This is a genomic window from Mesorhizobium sp. LNJC405B00 (assembly GCF_000502615.1).
Classification (GTDB): Bacteria; Pseudomonadota; Alphaproteobacteria; order Rhizobiales; family Rhizobiaceae; genus Mesorhizobium.
In genome coordinates, this window is sequence record NZ_AYWC01000003.1 from 331,344 (window position 1) to 347,398 (window position 16,055).

Consider the following 16,055-nt stretch of genomic DNA (forward strand, 5'->3'; position numbering starts at 1 on the left):
TCAAAATGGACTGGATATCGATCGGCTCACTCTCCGACATCCCGCGGCGTGGCGCGCGCTGCGTCGACACACCCGAGGGTAAGATCGCCGTCTTCCGCACGCAGGACGATCAGGTCTACGCCATCGACGATCATTGCCCGCACAGAGGTGGGCCGCTGAGCCAAGGCATCGTCCACGGCACCGCCGTCACCTGTCCCTTGCACAATTGGGTCATCTCGCTGGAGACGGGCAAGGCGCTCGGCGCCGACGAGGGCGCCGTGCGCACCATTCCTGTGCGGATCGAGGGCGAGCTCCTGTTCATTGCGCTGAAAGCGCTGGCCAGCCGCGCGGCCTGAAGCATGGAACTGGGCGAAGCGCGCGAGGTGAGGACCACCTGCCCCTATTGCGGGGTGGGTTGCGGCGTGCTGGCGAAAGTCGCCGCGAACGGTGAAGTCAGCGTCCGCGGCGACCCCGACCATCCAGCGAACTTCGGCCGGCTCTGCTCCAAGGGCTCGGCCCTGGCCGAAACCATCGACCTCGACGGCAGGCTGCTCTACCCCGAAGTCCACGGTCGCCGTGCCGGCTGGGACGAGGCGCTCGACCGCGTCGCTTCGACCTTTTCGCAAACCATCGCCGAGCACGGTCCTGACTCCGTCGCCTTCTATGTCTCCGGCCAGTTGCTGACCGAAGACTACTATGTCGCCAACAAGCTGATGAAGGGCTTCATCGGCTCGGCCAACATCGACACCAATTCGCGGCTATGCATGGCCTCCTCGGTTGCCGGCCACCGCCGCGCCTTCGGCTCCGACACCGTGCCCGGCACCTACGAGGATCTCGAGCTCGCCGACCTGATCGTGCTGGTCGGCTCCAATCTCGCCTGGTGCCATCCCGTGCTCTTCCAGCGCATCGCGGCGGCCCGGGAAAAACGACCGGAGATGAAGGTCGTGCTGGTCGACCCGCGCCGCACCATGACCGCTGATATCGCCGACATTCACCTGGCGATCGCGCCGGATGGCGACGTTGCTTTGTTCACCGGCCTGCTCGCCTGGCTCGGCCGGCACAACGCACTCGACCGTGGCTATGTGACCGCACACACGACCGGCTTCGGCCAAGCTCTCTTCGCCGCATCGGCGCTCGACCTTGCCGGCATCGCCGCCGCCACCGGCCTGAGCGAGGACGAGCTCACCCGCTTCTACAACCTGTTCGCCGCGACTGCGAAAACCGTCACGGTCTACAGCCAGGGAGTGAACCAGTCGTCTTCGGGCACTGACAAGGTCAACGCCATCATCAACTGCCATCTCGCCACCGGCCGCATCGGCAAACCTGGGGCAGGACCGTTTTCAGTGACCGGCCAGCCCAACGCCATGGGCGGCCGCGAGGTCGGCGGCATGGCCAATATGCTGGCCGCCCATATGGAGATCGAAAACCCCGAGCACCGTGACCGCGTGCAGCGTTTCTGGAATGCGCCGGCCGTCGCCCCAAAGCCCGGTCTGAAGGCGGTCGAGATGTTTCAGGCGATCGCCGCCGGCCGCATCAAGGCATTGTGGATCATGGCCACCAACCCGGTCGATTCGATGCCGGACGCCGATGCCGTCGAGGCAGCGATCAAGGCTTGCCCGTTCGTCGTGGTGTCGGACGTGCTGGCGAGCACGGACACCGTGCGCCACGCCCATGTGCGGCTGCCCGCCGCCGCATGGGGCGAGAAGGACGGCACCGTGACCAATTCAGAGCGCCGCATCTCGCGCCAGCGCAGCTTTCTTGCTGTGCCCGGTGAGGCGCGGCCGGATTGGTTGATCGTCGCCGAGGTGGGCAAGCGGATGGGGTTTGACGAGGCGTTTTCCTATTCGTCGCCAGCGGAAATCTTCGCCGGACACGCCGCGCTGTCCGGGTTCGAGAATGACGGCGCACGGGATTTCGATATTGGTGGTTATGCTGGTGTTGATAAGGAGGCCTATGCAGCGCTTGAGCCTTTCCAATGGCCGGCGCCGAGCCCAGCCATCCCCCTCTGGCCTGCCGGCCATCTCCCCCGCAAGGGGGGAGATCAGCCGTCGCCTCGGCCTTCGCCAATTACCAACGATGCAGAAGATATGCCGGCGTCAAAGCTGCCAATCTCCCCCCTTGCGGGGGAGATGTCCGGCAGGACAGAGGGGGGTGTTCAAGCGGGACTTGACCCTTCCAACACCCGCTTCTTCGCCAACGGCAATTTCTACAATCCCGACCGCAAGGCCCGCTTCATCGCCATTCGTCCCATCGTCGAGACACGCACCAGCCCGGACTATCCGCTGATCCTCAACACCGGCCGCGTTCGCGACCATTGGCACACAATGACCCGCACCGGCAAAAGCCCACGTCTCTCCCAGCACATGGCCGAGCCCTTCGTCGAGATCCACCCGGCGGATGCCACGCATCACGGCATTGGCGACGCCGACATCGTGCGCGTCTCCAGCCCGCGCGGCGATGTGCTGGTGCGCGCGCTGGTGACGGCACGCCAGCGCCAGGGCAGCGTGTTTGCGCCGATGCACTGGACTGACCAGTTTTCGGCAAAAGGCCGGCTCGACACGCTGACCGCGCCTCTGACCGATCCGGTTTCCGGTCAGCCTGCGCTGAAACATGTCGGCGCCCGCATCGAGAAGTTCGCCGCGAGAGCGTTCGGCTTCGCCGTGGTGCGCCGCAAGCCGGTGGCGGTCGCAGCAGATTACTGGGCCGTGGCCAAATGCAAGGGCGGCTGGCGGGTGGAGCTTGCCTTTGCTGACGACGACATCGACTGGGCTGGTTTTGCTGGTTCGCTTTTCGATGTTCCCGTAGCCGATACGCTCGCTTATCACGACCGCGATACCGGCCAGCATCGTATTGCTGCCTTCGACGACCAGCACCTCGCCGGGGCTTTGTTTATCGCGTCGGGACCGGTGGCGGTTTCGCGGGGTTGGGCGGCACAGCAACTCCAGGAGGTTCACACCAGCCAGCGCGAACGCTTCAGGATCGTCGCCGGTCGCGCCGGCGCCGATCGGCCCGATGCGGGCGCGACCGTCTGCTCCTGTTTCAGCGTCGGGGTCAACCAGATCGCGGCGGCAGTGGCAGCCGGGTGCGCGACAGTCGAAGCCATAGGCGGCGCCCTGAAGGCCGGCACCAATTGCGGCTCCTGCCGGTCCGAGATCCGGGCGGTCATCCAGGCAAATCGGGTTCAGGCTGCGGAGTAGATGCGGCTGGATGGGGAGGGGATCTGACTATATCCTCTTGGGCCACCACGTCATCGATTGCGGAAGGTGTGGCGGTCCTTTTCGGGTCGCTGTGAGCGCGCCGGCAGGAGGATCACCTGGCTTGGCTGTCTAATCCAGCCGGTCGCGCAGGATGCTCCAGGGGAGCAGCATATTCGGTGCATAGCGCACGAGGTTGTGCAGCGGGATCGGCGCTGGCGGTGCGAAGGGGAGCGGCAGATATCGGGCGTCCGTTCCGCTCGCCCAGTCCGCCAGCACTTTGCCCATTACCGTGGTCATGGCGATGCCGCGGCCGTTGCAGGCGAAGCCGGCGATCAGGCCCGGGCCGAGGTCGATGAGGCGCGGCAGGAAATCCGGCACCACCGCCGCCACGCCTGTCCAGCAGTAGGCAAGCGGCGGCAGGTCAGGCAAACCGAGATGCCTGGCGAGCCGTCGCCAGATCGTTTGCGGCATGCGCGTCTCAGCGCCGGCTCCGACGACATGCATGCCGCCGCTGATCAGCCGGTTCTGGCCATCGAAGCGGCACGTGAACAGGTTGCGCCTGGTGTCGCCGACGCCCTGGCCGCCGGGCAGCAGGCGCGCGCGTATGGCCCGCGACAGCGGCGCAGTGGCGATCTGGAAGACTTTCAGCGGGATATAGGTCCGCGCCAGTGTCCGGTTCAGTGCCCCGCCATAGGCGTTGGTGGCGATCACCACCTTGCCCGCACGCACGGCGCCGGATGCGGTCGTCAAGGTCCAGCCATCCGCAGCGCGGTCGATCGAAGCGACGCGCGTCTGCTCGAAGATCCGCGCGCCGGCTTTTTCGGCGGCATCGGCCAGGCCGCGCGCATACTCGACCGGATTGAGGACGCCGCCCGAGTTATCCATCCAACCGCCGGCGTAGCCGCCGATACCGGTGAGCGTCGTGACCGCCTTGGCATCGAGCGTTACGGTCGGCCTGCCCCGCGCCGCCCATTGCTCGGCGCGCGATCGCGTCTTTTCCAGCGCGGCGGACGAATGCGCCGGCTGGATCCAACCATTCTGCACAGCGTCGCATTCGATGCCGTGCCTCTTGATCAGGCCGAAGACGAGATCAGCGCTGCCGGCGGCGAAGTCAACCAGGCGCCCGCCGCGCTCGGGTCCGAGTTCGGTGATGATGTCGTCTGGATCCCGCTTGGCGAAGTTCGGAACGACGAAGCCGGCATTCCGGCCGGTCGCACCCCAAGCGATGAATTCGGCTTCGAGGACCGCGACCGAAAGCCCTTTCTCAGAGGCATGCAATGCCGTCGACAGGCCGGAAAAGCCGCCGCCAACGATCGCGAGATCGACGTCGAGTCCGCCTTGCAGCGCGCCCCGGTCGCGGCGGTTGCGGCTGACGGCATGCCAGAGCGAAACGCCATACGCTTGCTGCCGGATCATGGCATTCATGATCCGGCCTCGTTCTCGTTGGCCGCCGCCTTTGTCTGTGTGCCGGGCTTCGGTCGGCGCGGCCGGTCGCCGAACAATCCGTTAGGCCGGATCAGCAGGATGACGCAGAGCATGACGCCGATGGCGACGATCTGCAGTGAGGCCGCGCGTGCCTGCTGCTCGGGCGCAAACAGCACGCTGGTCAGCGTGCCCGACCCCGCCCATATCGCCCAGACCAGGATGCTGCCGGCAACGGCGCCGGCATTGCTGCCCGAGCCGCCGACGATCAGCATCACCCAGACCTGGAAGGTCAGGATCGGCTGATAGTTATCGGGCGCGATGAAGCCGGTGAAATGCGCCTGCAAAGCGCCGGCCAGCGCCATGATGGCGCCGCCGACGGCGAAGGCCTGGACGCGGTAGAAGCGCGCGCTCTTGCCCAGCGAAATCGCCGCTCGCTCGTCCTCGCGCAGCGCCTTGAGCACGCGGCCCCAGGGGCTGCGCGACAGGTGCTCCAGAGCGAGATAGGCGATCAGCGTCACAGCCGAAACGACGGCGAGGTTCGACAGGTTGAACAGCAGCGGCGTTTCGGCAAGGCCGCCGAACGGGCGCGGGATGAAACCGATGCCGAACGGGCCGCCGGTGAGTTTCTGCGCGTTGAGCGCGACCAGCTGCACGACGACGGCGACGCCGAAGGTGGTGATCGCCAGGTAGTCGGATCGCAGACGCAGCGTGGCCATGCCGGTAAGTGCTGCGGCGATACCGCCGACGACCATGGCGCCCGCCCAGCCGACCAGGATCGGCAGACCGAAGCCGCCGAAGCGCGCGGCATCGTCCGGGGTCGTCAGCAGCGCCGATGTATAGGCGCCGATGGCGACGAATCCGGCAAGGCCGACATTGAAAAGGCCAGTCAGCCCCCACTGCAGATTGAGCCCCAGTGTGACCAGCGAAAAGATCAGTGCGGTGGTCAGGAAGAAGGCGCCGTAGCCGAGCAGGTCCATCAGCGTTCCCTCACACCAAACAGGCCGATCGGCCGAACGAACAGCACCGCCATCAGGATGATGAAGGAGATTGCGGCGCGCCATTCGGCGCCGATCAGCTGCACCGCACCGGCTTCGGCAAGACCGATGATCAAGCCGCCGAGCACAGCGCCCGGAATGCTGCCGATGCCGCCGAGGATGGCTGCTGCAAACATCGGCAGCAGCATGTCGAAGCCCATGAACGGGCGGATCTGCACCAGAATGCCGATCATCACGCCGGCCACGCAGGCCAGCGCCCCGCCGATGATCCAGGTGACACGCACAACGGAGGCAACGTCGATACCGACGATGCGGGCCAGCGCTGCATTCTGGCTCAGCGCCTGCATGGAGCGGCCGGTCTGCGTGCGTGTCATCAACAGATGCACGCCGAGCACCAGCACGGCGGTCAGCAGCAGAAGCGCGATCTGATCGGGCGTGATGCGGATGCCGAAGCCGACCGGCATGGCGATCTGGATCGCGCGGCTGAAATAGGTCGGCCGTGAGCTGAAGGTGAATTCGAGCAGGCTGCGCAGCGCCATCGAGGCGCCGAAGCTCGCCATCACCACGATGATGGCTTGCCCCTGCGAGCGAAGCCGCGAAAACAGCACCTTGTCGAGCAACAGCGCCAGCAGGGCAGTGAAAATCATGCCGACAACCAGCGCAACCAGCAGCGACCAGCCGAAGGACAGCGGTCCAATGGGCTCCACCTTGCCGAACATCGCGCCGATGGTGCTGACGACGGCGAGCGTCGCATAGGTGCCCCAGGCCATGAAGTCGCCATGGGCGAAGTTCGAGAAGCGCAGGATCGAATAGGTGAGCGTCACGCCAATGGCGCCGAGGCCGATCATCGAACCGGTCAGCAACCCATCGACGACAAATTGCAGGCTCATGCCGCGCCTCCCTTGCCGGCGTGAGGGCGTTGGCCGAGATAGAGTTCGGCGACGACAGGATCGTTCCACAATTCGGACGCCACACCCTCGTGCCGGTCCTTGCCTTCGACCAGCACATAGGCGCGGTCGCCGATGGCCAGCGCTGCCTTGGCGTTCTGTTCGACCAGCAGGATGGTGACGCCGGACCTGCGGATGCCGGCCAGCATCTCGAACACCATCGATACGAATTTCGGCGAGAGGCCGGCCGATGGCTCGTCGAGCAGCAGCACCTTGGGATGGACGATCAGCGCACGTGCGACGGCGAGCATCTGCCGCTGTCCGCCCGACAGATTGCCGGCGGCGGTGCGGCGCTGGCGGACGAGGTCGGGGAAGGCCGCATACATTTCCTCGATGCGGGCAGGGATTTCGCGTCGCTCGAGGATGCCGCAGGCGACCTTCAGATTGTCCTCGACCGACATCAGCGGGAAGATGTTCTCCGTCTGCGGTACGAAGGCCAGGCCGAGCCGAACCATGGTGTGCGCGGGAGCGGCGGTGATGTCCTTGCCGTCCAGAAATACGGTGCCGCCGGTGATCGGGACAAGGCCGGCGATCGCCTTGATGAAGCTCGACTTGCCGGCGCCGTTGGGACCGAGCACGACGACGATCTCGCCCTTGCCGACGGTGATCGAGGCGCCGCGCACGATCGGCACGCCAAGCTCATAGCCGGCCTCGAGATTGCGGACGTTGAGGACAGTTTCGCTCATGCCGCACCTCCGAGATAGGCCTCGATGACGCGCGGGTCGCGGGCGACCTCTTCCGCAGTGCCTTCGCTGAGCAACTGGCCGCTCGCCATGACCAGCACGCGGTGGCAGAGCCGCGTCACCATGTCGATATTGTGCTCGATCAGCAGAAAGGTGATGCCGCGCGCGTTGATGTCGCGGATGCGGTCGATGATGATCTCGAGCAGCGTTGCGTTGACGCCGGCCGCCGGCTCGTCGAGCAGGATGATCGCCGGATCGGCCATCATGACGCGGGCGAGTTCGAGCAGCTTGCGTTGGCCCCCGGAAAGCACGCGCGCCGGTTCGTGCGCCAGCCGAGCGAGCGAGACGAGCTCCAGCAGCTCGAGTGCCTTTGCCCTGGCTGCTCTTTCCTGTGCCGCCACTCGCCACGGCGTGACGAAGTTGGCGAGCAATTTTTCGCCGGCTTGGCCCTGCGCCGCCAGCATGATGTTTTCGATCAGCGTCAGATTGGGCAGGGGGCGCGGGATCTGGAAGGTGCGGCCAAGACCACGGCCGATACGCAGATGAGCGGCTTCGCCGGAGACGCGCGTGCCATTGAGCAGGATATCGCCGCTGGTTGGCAATATGCTGCCCGCCAACAGATCGAACATCGTCGTCTTGCCGGCGCCATTCGGCCCGATCAGGCCGAGGATTTCGCCCGCTTTGACATCAAACGAGACATCGTTGACGGCGACAAGGCCGCCAAAACGCCTGACGACGTTTCGTGCCGTCAGAACTGGCGCACGGGTCTCCTGCCGTTGGCGCTCCGCTGCATCGCTCATCAAACCCTCTGGCCGAAGACGATCGTTGTCGCCTCCTGATTTTTGATTTGTGATCACACTTGCGTTGATCACGCTATTCGGCTTTAATTTCATTCGCAAGCCGAAAACGGGGCAAATGCCGGTAATGCAGAAGGCTGCCATCGACAAGAACAACGGGACGATCGCAGCCCAGCTTACGCCGGTCGGCCGCGAGACGGTGCAGGATCGCGTCTATTCCGAGTTGCGCCGTGCTCTGATCGGTGGCCTTTTCGAGCCAAACCAGGTGCTGACTATCCGCGGTCTCGCCGATGCGCTGGTCACCTCGACCATGCCGGTACGCGAAGCGCTTGGACGGCTGATCACGGAAAAGGCGCTGGAGGCGCTGCCCAACCGCTCGGTGCGCGTGCCGCCGATCACGCTGGAGCGCATCGACGACCTCCTGCGCGCCCGCTCACTCATCGAAGGCGAAGCGATCGCGCTTGCCGCCACGCGTATGAGCCCGCGCCAGATCGCTTCGATCGAAGCCATGCTGGGCGAGTGGGACGAGATGCGGGCCCTGAAGCACAAGAAGGATATCGACCGCGAAGCGACGCTCAACCAGAGCTTCCATTTTGAGATCTACCGCTGCTGCGGCTCGGCTGTGCTGATCCCGATGATCGAAAGCCTCTGGCTTCAATCGGGACCCTGCATCCGCGTCGCCATCTATGCCTTCTCCGAGGCCGGGGAGGTCGATACCGCGCACTATCACCGCGGCATTGTCGCGGCACTTGCCAAACAGGATGCGCTAGCGGCGCGCGAGGCGCTGGTAGCCGACATCAGCCGCCCCTTCGCCTTCCTGCGCGACAAACTTCAATCGGCGAAGGACTGACATGCCCAAGCCCGCCATCGGCATCACAGAACCACGCTCGAAGCTTTCCGTGACGGCGCTGCTATTGCCCGAAAAGGCGCCGGAGAATGCCGCCTTCCTGCTGGCTTATCTGGCGCAGCCACGCATCATCCCAGGCATCCATGCGATGTGGACAGGACCGGAAATCTCGTGCCCGGTTCCGTCAGCCGATCTCCACGGCCAGGCCTATGCCCAGTCTTTGCCACCGGAGAATGCAACGCTGACGCCGCAGCCCGGCGATATCGTGCTGTCCTATGTGCCGCCACGCGTGTGGGGCGGCAATCCCAATGCCATCTTCGATATCGGCCTGTACTACGGGCAGGGGGCGCGGCTGCTGTTCCCGATCGGCTGGCTGGCCGGCAGCGTGGTCGCGCAAGTGCTTGCCGGAGAGCGCGATCAGTTTGCCGCCGCCTGCGGCGTCATCCGCCGCAACGGCGCCTGTGACATCACCTTCAGCCTGGTGGAGGCCTGAATGGCCGACGACAGTTTCGAACTCTTCGATCTGCGCGTCGAAGCGGTCATCCCCGAGGGCAAGCCGGTCTATTGCGGCGCCAGGGCCGGCGACTATTTCGAACTCAAGGGCGAAATGCTGTCGCTGCCGGCGGGGCAGGGTTTTTCGATTTACTCGATCTCCGCCGTGTTGCCGCTCCTGGCGGCAAAGCAGCGCCCGACGCATGCAAATGACTGGATGACCTCGGATGCCGAGATCGCCTGTCCCGATCCCAATTGCGCCAGCCGGCTGCGGATCGTCAGGCTGGCCAAGCGGCGGTTCAGCCATGCCCAAACCACGGCTGTGCCGCTGCCGAAGGAGACCGACAAAAGATGAGCGCCAGGACCGTCGAACTCAGCCCCGGCTATACGATCTCGCGCGTCATCCGCGGCGGCTGGCAGCTGGCCGGCGGCCATGGCGCTATCGACCGCAGGCAGGCCGTGACCGACCTCATCGCCACCTTCGATGCCGGCATCTGGACCTATGATTGCGCCGACATCTACACCGGCGTCGAGGAACTGATCGGCGCCGCGCGCCTGCGGCTGGCCGGCGAGCGCGGTCTCGATGTTGCGGCCAGGATGAAGGTGCACACCAAGCTGGTGCCGGACCTCGAACGACTGGCAAGCATCAGCCGCGACTACATCAGGGGCATCGTCAATCAGTCGCTTCGCAGGCTGAAGACGGAGCGGATCGATCTTGTGCAGTTTCACTGGTGGGATTATGACCAGCCTCGTTACGTCGAGGCGATGGGTTGGCTCGACGAGCTTCGGCTGGAAGGCAAGGTGCGCAATCTCGGCACCACCAATTTCGATACGCCGAGGCTAGCCGAAATCCTCTCCGCGGGCATCCCGCTGGTCAGCCAGCAACTGCAATATTCAGTGCTCGACCAGCGGCCGGCAAACAGCCTTGCGGACCTTGCCGCTAAGAACGGTGTCCGCTTCCTCTGCTACGGCTCGGTGGCGGGCGGCTTCCTCAGCGACAAATGGCTTGGCGTGGCCGAACCCTCCACGCCGCTCGAAAACCGCTCGCTGGTCAAATACAAGCTGATCATCGACGACTTCGGCGGCTGGGAGCTGTTCCAGTCCCTGCTCAAGGCGCTGAAAGCGGTCGGCGATCGCCACGGCGTCGACATCGCCACCATCGCCTCGGCATGGGTGCTCGAGCAGCCGCAGGTCGCGGCCGTCATTGTGGGTGCGCGCAACCAGGCACATGCGCTGGCCAATACGAAAATCATGGACGTCGCGCTCGACGCCGACGATCGCGCGCGGATTGCTGCCGCCATCGCACAAGGCACCGGCCTCGCGGGCGATGTCTACGCGCTGGAGCGCGACCGTCATGGCCGCCACGGCTCGATCATGCATTACAACCTCAATGCGGGGAAGAAATGAGCGGAGAGCCTTCCCTTTTTTCGCGTGCCAGCGCTGAAATCATCGACCTGCATCGCTTCTTCGTCGACTGGTTTGTCGCCGCGCGAGCCGACGCTGTGGAGTTCGGCCGCTTCGAGGCTGTCATGGGCGAAGGCCTCACCATGGTGGCGCCGAATGGCCAGATCCTCGATCGCGACGCGGTCGTAGATCATGTCCGGACAAGCCGCGCCACTTGCGACGACGGTTTTGCCATATCGATCGAGGACATCAGGCCGGGTTGGCAGGACGCGGACACGATCGTCATCTTCTACATCGAGGCGCAACTGCGCGCCGGCAAACACAGTCGCCGGCAGTCCAGTGCGGTCTTCACCACCAGTTCATCGGCACCAAACGGCGTCGAATGGCGGCATCTGCATGAGACCTGGCTGCAGGCGCCGGAAGGCTGAACAGGCAAAAGTTCAAACAAGAAAAGGGGAACGGCAATGAAGAAGACGATACTTCAAATCACCACAGCACTGGCTCTCGTGACGATGGCCGGCGCCGCACACGCAGCGGACTGCAAGATCACCGTCGGCCTGGTCATGGAGCTCACCGGTCCGGCCGGCGAATACGGCCAGGCCGGCGCGAAGTCCGTCGAAATGGCCTTCCGCGACATCAATGAAGCCGGTGGCGTACGCGGCTGCGATCTCGCAACCGACACGCGCGACAGCCAGAGCCAGGGCAATATCGCGGTCGATGCCGCGACCCAGCTGGTGCAGGTCAAGAAGGTGCCGGTGATCATCGGCGGCATCATCTCCTCGGTGTCGATCCCGATTTTGACCTCGGTCACCGGGCCGGCCAAGATCGTGCAGGTGTCGCCGGCTTCGTCCTCGCCGACGCTGACCGCCCTTGGCCGCGACGGCAAGACCAACGGCATCTTCTTCCGCACCATCACGTCGGATGCGCTGCAAGGCGTGGCCGCCGCCAAATACGCCATCGACAAGGGCTTCAAGAAACTGTCGATCATCCATGTCAACAACGACTTCGGCGTCAACATGGTGGCCGAATTCTCGCGTGCCTACAAAGCGCTCGGCGGCACCATCGTCTCCGACACGCCCTATAATGAAAAGCAGTCGAGCTATGCTTCGGAAGTGACGGCGGCGATGGGAGGCGAGCCGGACGGACTCTACCTCGTCAGCACGCCGGTCGACGGCGCAACGGTCGCCCGCACCTGGATATCGCAGGGCGGCGTGCAGAAATTCCTGCTCAATGACGGCATGAACAGCCCGGACTTCATCGAATCCGTCGGCGCCGATTATCTGAAGGATGCCTATGGTACCTCTTCCGGCACCAGCCCGACGGCATCCACCGACTATTTCCTGAAAAACTACAAGGAGTTTTCGGGCATCGAACCGTCGAACCCGGCAGCCGACCGTTCCTATGATGCCGGCGCCATTGTCGGTCTCGCCATTGCCATTGCCGGTTCCGAGGATCCAGCCAAGATCAAGGATGCCATGTACAAGGCGGTCGATCCTGCCGGCACACCGATCTATGCCGGCAAGGACGAGTTCGCCAAGGCGCTCGGCCTGATCAAGGACGGCAAGCCGATCCGCTATGAAGGCGTCATCGGTCCGGTCAGCTTCGACAAATATGGCGACATCACCGGTCCGTTCCGGCTGTGGAAGATCGTCGACGGCAAGGTGACGACCGACGGTGAAATGACAACCGACGACGTCAACGCGCTGCAGGCGAAATTGCAGTAGGCGCCGGTACATTGTCCGGCGCGATCTCCGTTCGATCTCTGGGAGATCGACGCCGGACAAGCAGTCCAACATCGGCGCTAGTTACGCGGTCAAGCGCGAAATCAGCCGGGTCAATATAACGACAGGCGGCTGGCCGGGCATGAAGACCTGCGGATTGGAGAGGGCGCCGACGATATGACCCACATAGTCTGATTTGTCGTAGCCGATTGACGATATCGGGTAGGCGTCGAAATTGGTCAGGGACACATTGTCGAAGCCATAGAGGCGGAAGCGGCTGGGCCGGTTGTCGGGGAAATCCGCCCGGCAGACATCCAGAACACCCATGGCCATCGCGTCGGACGTACAAAAGACCGCATCTGGACAGCCGCGTCCCGTCAGGCCGGCGGCTGCCGCATAGCCCGACTCGTAGGAATAGTCTCCCTGGACCGTCTGCAGCAGTTCAATTCCATGATGCCGGAACGCTTCGAGGTAGTGGCCGATGCGCAGCTGTTCGACCCGCGAGGACGAACGGCCGGTCAGCAGGCTGGCCGTGCGCGCGCGCTTGGCCGCCGCATCCGCCACGGCCTCGGCGATGCCGACGACTTCATCGGGAATGACGGTGGGTGACAGATCGTCATGCAGTCCGTTCAGCATGATGACCAGGTCCGAGCGAAACATGCGCCGCATCGTCGCTGCATCGGCAAAGTCGGAGAACACCACGGCGGCATCGACATGATAGGCAACGCCGTTGCGCAGAAAATCCTCGACCCCTTCCGCCGAGCCGATGCGGATGAGGATGACCTGCTTGCCGATCGACTGGATTGCGTCGAGCAGCCGGTCGAACAGGTCGAGATCTGAAAGGTCGTGAATGTGGTTGACCACGACGGCAACCAGATTGACGGTCTTAGTGGTCAGGCTTTGCGCCAGGAGATTGGGTTTGTAGCCGAGCTGCGCGGCGGCCTGCACGACACGTTCGCGTTTGTCCGCCGAGACCGGTCGCGGTCCGCTCGACAGCGCACGGCTGGCCGCGGCACGCGACACGCCTGCCAGCCGCGCGACATCGGCGATCGTTGCGACGGCGCCTCGGGTGTGCGCCGATCGGTTACCGGTAGTGGGTGTCACCACAGCGGGTTGAGCGTCGGCGGGTTGGAGTCCGGCCCCCACCACTTCTTGTAGGTCGTCTCATAGGTGCCCGACTGGATGAAGTCGGACACGAACATGTCGAGCCAGCGGACGAATTCGGGATCGCCCTTGGCGACCGCGATGCCGATCGGATCGTTGGAATAGAGGCCAGGCAGCGTTACCAGGCTCGGTGTCTTGGTCGCGAGGTAATCGAGCAGCGAGGAATCCTCGATCGCCGCATCGACGCGCTTCTGTTGCAGCTGCAGAACCCCGTCGGGCGCGAACTGGTCGACATAGACGAGCTCTGCTTCCGGCACGGCCGCCTTGAGGAAGGTTTCGCCCGTGGTGCCGCGGCCGACGACAACCTTCTTGCCGGCGAGCCCCTTGAGGTCGGTTATCCCGGCATCCTTCTGGACGATGACGCGCAGCCCGGCCCGGTTGTAGGGGATGGTGAAGTTGACGGTCTTGGCCCGCTCGAGCGTTGCCGAGGTGTTTGCGACCGCGACATCGATCTGTCCCGACACCAGCATGGAAATACGGGCATCGCCCGAGACGTCGACGAACTCGACCGGCACCCCGAGCTTTTGCGCCAGCAGCGTCGCGACATCGACATCGTAGCCGACAGGGTTGTTTTGTGCATCGCGAAAGCCGATCGGCTCGCCGCCGAGCGATACGCCGATGCGAATGGTGCCGCGTGAGCGGATGTCGTCAATCATGCCGGCAAGGGCCGGAAAAGCCGAACCGGCCACGATGGCCAGCGCGGCGAAGGCACGCAGTACGGTTTTCATGGTTCCTCTCCTTATTTTCTAGTGACACGCTTTGCTGTCCGCAATTCGGGTGCGGGCATGGAATCCTTCCAGAGCCAGTAGCGGACCTCGCCCTCGCATCTGAAATTCACCACCTCGTGGTTCTGCTCGGCGTCGACGGCGTGGATGACCACTCCGGCCAGGAAGCCGGTGTCGAGTTCAGCCAGTTCCTCGACCGCCAGCGCGACCGCATCCGACAGGGATCGGCCAAGCTTCATGGCCAGCACGACGGTCCGTGCGGTGGCGCAGCGCATCGTCATCTCGCCGGTATGGGTGCACGCCGCCGCGCCATAGCGGCTGTCGGCGTAAAAGCCTGCGCCGGGAATGGGAGAATCGCCGAGCCGGCCCGGATATTTCCACGCCCAGCCCGAGGTCGAACTCGCGGCATGGACGCCGCGCCGCGCATCCGCCGACAGGAAGACGGTGGTGTCGCGGACCCGCTCGGGATCGGTGATAGTACGGCTGAGCGGCGCCAGATCGATATCGGGGAATTTCGCCAGCTGTTGCGGTGTGAGTTCCTGTTGCAGCCGCTCCCACCAGACGCGCTTGCTGTCCTCGAACAAGACTTCGTCTTCGGCAAAACCGATTTCGCTGGCAAAGCGCCGCGCCCCTTCGCCGGTCAGCATCACATGCGGCAGGCGCTTCATTACCTGCTGCGCCAGGGCAGCGACCGCCAAGGTCCTTGGCACGGCGCCGACTGAACCGACCTCTCTTGTATTGCCGTCCATGACGCCGGCGTCGAACTCCATCTCGCCCAGCATGTTCGGCCAGCCGCCATAACCGACGCTGCGAACCTTGACCTCTTTCTCCACCATGCCGATGCCGGCAACCATCGCGTCCAGGCTGACGGCGCCATCGCGCAGCATTTGCACCGAGGTTTCGAATCCCGGCCATGCTTCGTTGTTGGCTAACAGCAGCATTCCTAGTCCTTGCGCATCTTGGAGAGAAACTGCGCAACCCGCGGCTGCGCCCGGCCGCCGTCCGCGGCGAAGAAACGATCCGTTGGCAGATCGACCACCAGCCTGCCCTTGTCGAGGAAGACGATGCGGTTGGAAATCTCGCGCGCGAATTCGATCTCGTGGGTGACGAACAGCATCGTCGTGCCTTGCGCGGCGAGCTCTGCCAGGATGGCCAGCACCTCGGAAGTCATTTCCGGGTCGAGCGCGCTGGTCACTTCATCGAGCAGCAGATAGCGCGGCTGCATGGCGAGCGCCCGGCAGATGCCGACACGCTGGCGCTGCCCGCCCGACAACTGCGCCGGGTAGGCGTTGGCCCGATCGGCGAGGCCGACGGACTCGAGCAGCTTGCGCGCCAGCGCCTCGGCCTCAGGGCGCGGCATCTTCAGCACCTCGATCGGGGCGAGCGTAATGTTCTGAAGCGCGCTCATATGCGGATAGAGGTTGAACAGCTGGAAGACGGTGCCTGAGCGCTTGCGCGCCTCGGCCAGCTCCTTCGGCTTGCTGACATCGAAATCGTCGACCGTGATGCGGCCCGACTTCAGCTTTTCGAGGCCGTTGATGCAACGGATCAGTGTCGACTTGCCGGACCCCGACGACCCGAGGATCGAGACCACTTCGCCGGGCGCGATCGTCAGGTCGACGCCGTCCAGCACAGTGACCTCGCCGAACGCTTTGTGCACGTTTTCGATCTTGAGCATG

At 64.4% G+C, this 16,055-nt stretch carries 17 protein-coding genes; 8 read left to right on the forward strand and 9 right to left on the reverse strand.

The genetic code is table 11. The features are described 5' to 3' along the window. Positions 1-5 precede the first annotated feature (5 nt). Both nirD and X756_RS157155 read left to right on the forward strand, forming a co-directional pair. The gene (gene nirD, locus X756_RS157160) at positions 6-335 is read left to right on the forward strand and encodes a nitrite reductase small subunit NirD (RefSeq protein WP_023686954.1); all 330 of its coding nucleotides are present in this window, start codon (positions 6-8) and stop codon (positions 333-335) included. A gap of 3 nt (positions 336-338) precedes the next feature. Further along, complete coding sequence (locus tag X756_RS157155; RefSeq protein ID WP_023729187.1) at positions 339-3,176, forward strand: nitrate reductase; 2,838 nt, start codon at positions 339-341, stop codon at positions 3,174-3,176. Between the two features lie 129 nt (positions 3,177-3,305). Here the strand turns inward: X756_RS157155 and X756_RS157150 are convergent, their stop codons facing one another. The 5 genes from X756_RS157150 to X756_RS157130 are packed head-to-tail and all read right to left on the reverse strand — an operon-like array spanning position 3,306 to position 8,026. Continuing rightward, positions 3,306-4,601, reverse strand: a complete 1,296-nt coding sequence (locus X756_RS157150; protein WP_023729188.1) for an FAD-dependent oxidoreductase — start codon at positions 4,599-4,601, stop codon at positions 3,306-3,308. Next, positions 4,598-5,581 carry a branched-chain amino acid ABC transporter permease gene (locus tag X756_RS157145; RefSeq protein ID WP_023729189.1) on the reverse strand — a complete coding sequence of 328 codons (984 nt, stop codon included), beginning with the start codon at positions 5,579-5,581 and terminating at the stop codon, positions 4,598-4,600. The genes X756_RS157150 and X756_RS157145 overlap by 4 nt, the downstream gene beginning before the upstream one ends. After that, the gene (locus X756_RS157140) at positions 5,578-6,486 is read right to left on the reverse strand and encodes a branched-chain amino acid ABC transporter permease (protein ID WP_023667853.1); all 909 of its coding nucleotides are present in this window, start codon (positions 6,484-6,486) and stop codon (positions 5,578-5,580) included. Before X756_RS157140 ends, X756_RS157145 begins: the two co-directional genes overlap by 4 nt. Next, complete coding sequence (locus X756_RS157135; protein ID WP_023729190.1) at positions 6,483-7,229, reverse strand: ABC transporter ATP-binding protein; 747 nt, start codon at positions 7,227-7,229, stop codon at positions 6,483-6,485. The genes X756_RS157140 and X756_RS157135 overlap by 4 nt, the downstream gene beginning before the upstream one ends. Next, positions 7,226-8,026 carry an ABC transporter ATP-binding protein gene (locus tag X756_RS157130; protein ID WP_023682688.1) on the reverse strand — a complete coding sequence of 267 codons (801 nt, stop codon included), beginning with the start codon at positions 8,024-8,026 and terminating at the stop codon, positions 7,226-7,228. Before X756_RS157130 ends, X756_RS157135 begins: the two co-directional genes overlap by 4 nt. A gap of 124 nt (positions 8,027-8,150) precedes the next feature. Here X756_RS157130 and X756_RS157125 point away from each other — a divergent pair, with 124 nt between their 5' ends. Genes X756_RS157125 through X756_RS157100 form a run of 6 tightly spaced genes read left to right on the forward strand, consistent with a single transcriptional unit; the run spans position 8,151 to position 12,490 of the window. Then, a complete protein-coding gene (locus X756_RS157125) occupies positions 8,151-8,873 on the forward strand; it encodes a GntR family transcriptional regulator (protein ID WP_023682687.1) in 723 nt (240 codons plus the stop codon). Between the two features lies 1 nt (position 8,874). Then, on the forward strand, positions 8,875-9,363 hold the full coding sequence (locus tag X756_RS157120; protein ID WP_023667857.1) for a DUF3830 family protein: 489 nt from the start codon (positions 8,875-8,877) through the stop codon (positions 9,361-9,363). Continuing rightward, a complete protein-coding gene (locus X756_RS157115) occupies positions 9,364-9,717 on the forward strand; it encodes a TIGR04076 family protein (RefSeq protein ID WP_023682686.1) in 354 nt (117 codons plus the stop codon). Continuing rightward, entirely contained in the window at positions 9,714-10,769 is a 1,056-nt protein-coding gene (locus tag X756_RS157110; protein ID WP_023682685.1) for an aldo/keto reductase, read from the forward strand. Before X756_RS157115 ends, X756_RS157110 begins: the two co-directional genes overlap by 4 nt. Further along, positions 10,766-11,194 carry a hypothetical protein gene (locus X756_RS157105; RefSeq protein WP_023667860.1) on the forward strand — a complete coding sequence of 143 codons (429 nt, stop codon included), beginning with the start codon at positions 10,766-10,768 and terminating at the stop codon, positions 11,192-11,194. The genes X756_RS157110 and X756_RS157105 overlap by 4 nt, the downstream gene beginning before the upstream one ends. 36 nt (positions 11,195-11,230) lie before the next feature. Then, complete coding sequence (locus X756_RS157100; RefSeq protein WP_023692246.1) at positions 11,231-12,490, forward strand: ABC transporter substrate-binding protein; 1,260 nt, start codon at positions 11,231-11,233, stop codon at positions 12,488-12,490. Between the two features lie 81 nt (positions 12,491-12,571). Here X756_RS157100 and X756_RS157095 read toward each other — a convergent pair whose 3' ends face one another. The 4 genes from X756_RS157095 to X756_RS157080 are packed head-to-tail and all read right to left on the reverse strand — an operon-like array spanning position 12,572 to position 16,054. Next, a complete protein-coding gene (locus tag X756_RS157095) occupies positions 12,572-13,633 on the reverse strand; it encodes a LacI family DNA-binding transcriptional regulator (protein ID WP_245264462.1) in 1,062 nt (353 codons plus the stop codon). Next, the gene (locus tag X756_RS157090; protein ID WP_023729192.1) at positions 13,588-14,379 is read right to left on the reverse strand and encodes a transporter substrate-binding domain-containing protein; all 792 of its coding nucleotides are present in this window, start codon (positions 14,377-14,379) and stop codon (positions 13,588-13,590) included. Before X756_RS157090 ends, X756_RS157095 begins: the two co-directional genes overlap by 46 nt. A gap of 11 nt (positions 14,380-14,390) precedes the next feature. Continuing rightward, positions 14,391-15,317: an isoaspartyl peptidase/L-asparaginase gene (locus X756_RS157085; RefSeq protein WP_023729193.1), complete on the reverse strand. Its 927-nt coding sequence runs from the start codon at positions 15,315-15,317 to the stop codon at positions 14,391-14,393. A 2-nt stretch (positions 15,318-15,319) separates the two neighbouring features. Further along, positions 15,320-16,054 carry an amino acid ABC transporter ATP-binding protein gene (locus X756_RS157080; protein ID WP_023729194.1) on the reverse strand — a complete coding sequence of 245 codons (735 nt, stop codon included), beginning with the start codon at positions 16,052-16,054 and terminating at the stop codon, positions 15,320-15,322. Between the last annotated feature and the right edge of the window lies 1 nt (position 16,055).

Coding starts and splice junctions, on each gene's coding strand:
- nirD (WP_023686954.1), top strand. CDS start 6: ATGGACTGGATATCGATCGGCTCACTCTCCGACATCCCGCGGCGTGGC.
- X756_RS157155 (WP_023729187.1), top strand. CDS start 339: ATGGAACTGGGCGAAGCGCGCGAGGTGAGGACCACCTGCCCCTATTGC.
- X756_RS157150 (WP_023729188.1), bottom strand. CDS start 4,601: ATGAATGCCATGATCCGGCAGCAAGCGTATGGCGTTTCGCTCTGGCAT.
- X756_RS157140 (WP_023667853.1), bottom strand. CDS start 6,486: ATGAGCCTGCAATTTGTCGTCGATGGGTTGCTGACCGGTTCGATGATC.
- X756_RS157135 (WP_023729190.1), bottom strand. CDS start 7,229: ATGAGCGAAACTGTCCTCAACGTCCGCAATCTCGAGGCCGGCTATGAG.
- X756_RS157130 (WP_023682688.1), bottom strand. CDS start 8,026: ATGAGCGATGCAGCGGAGCGCCAACGGCAGGAGACCCGTGCGCCAGTT.
- X756_RS157125 (WP_023682687.1), top strand. CDS start 8,151: ATGCAGAAGGCTGCCATCGACAAGAACAACGGGACGATCGCAGCCCAG.
- X756_RS157120 (WP_023667857.1), top strand. CDS start 8,875: ATGCCCAAGCCCGCCATCGGCATCACAGAACCACGCTCGAAGCTTTCC.
- X756_RS157115 (WP_023682686.1), top strand. CDS start 9,364: ATGGCCGACGACAGTTTCGAACTCTTCGATCTGCGCGTCGAAGCGGTC.
- X756_RS157110 (WP_023682685.1), top strand. CDS start 9,714: ATGAGCGCCAGGACCGTCGAACTCAGCCCCGGCTATACGATCTCGCGC.
- X756_RS157105 (WP_023667860.1), top strand. CDS start 10,766: ATGAGCGGAGAGCCTTCCCTTTTTTCGCGTGCCAGCGCTGAAATCATC.
- X756_RS157100 (WP_023692246.1), top strand. CDS start 11,231: ATGAAGAAGACGATACTTCAAATCACCACAGCACTGGCTCTCGTGACG.
- X756_RS157090 (WP_023729192.1), bottom strand. CDS start 14,379: ATGAAAACCGTACTGCGTGCCTTCGCCGCGCTGGCCATCGTGGCCGGT.
- X756_RS157085 (WP_023729193.1), bottom strand. CDS start 15,317: ATGCTGCTGTTAGCCAACAACGAAGCATGGCCGGGATTCGAAACCTCG.
- X756_RS157080 (WP_023729194.1), bottom strand. CDS start 16,054: ATGCTCAAGATCGAAAACGTGCACAAAGCGTTCGGCGAGGTCACTGTG.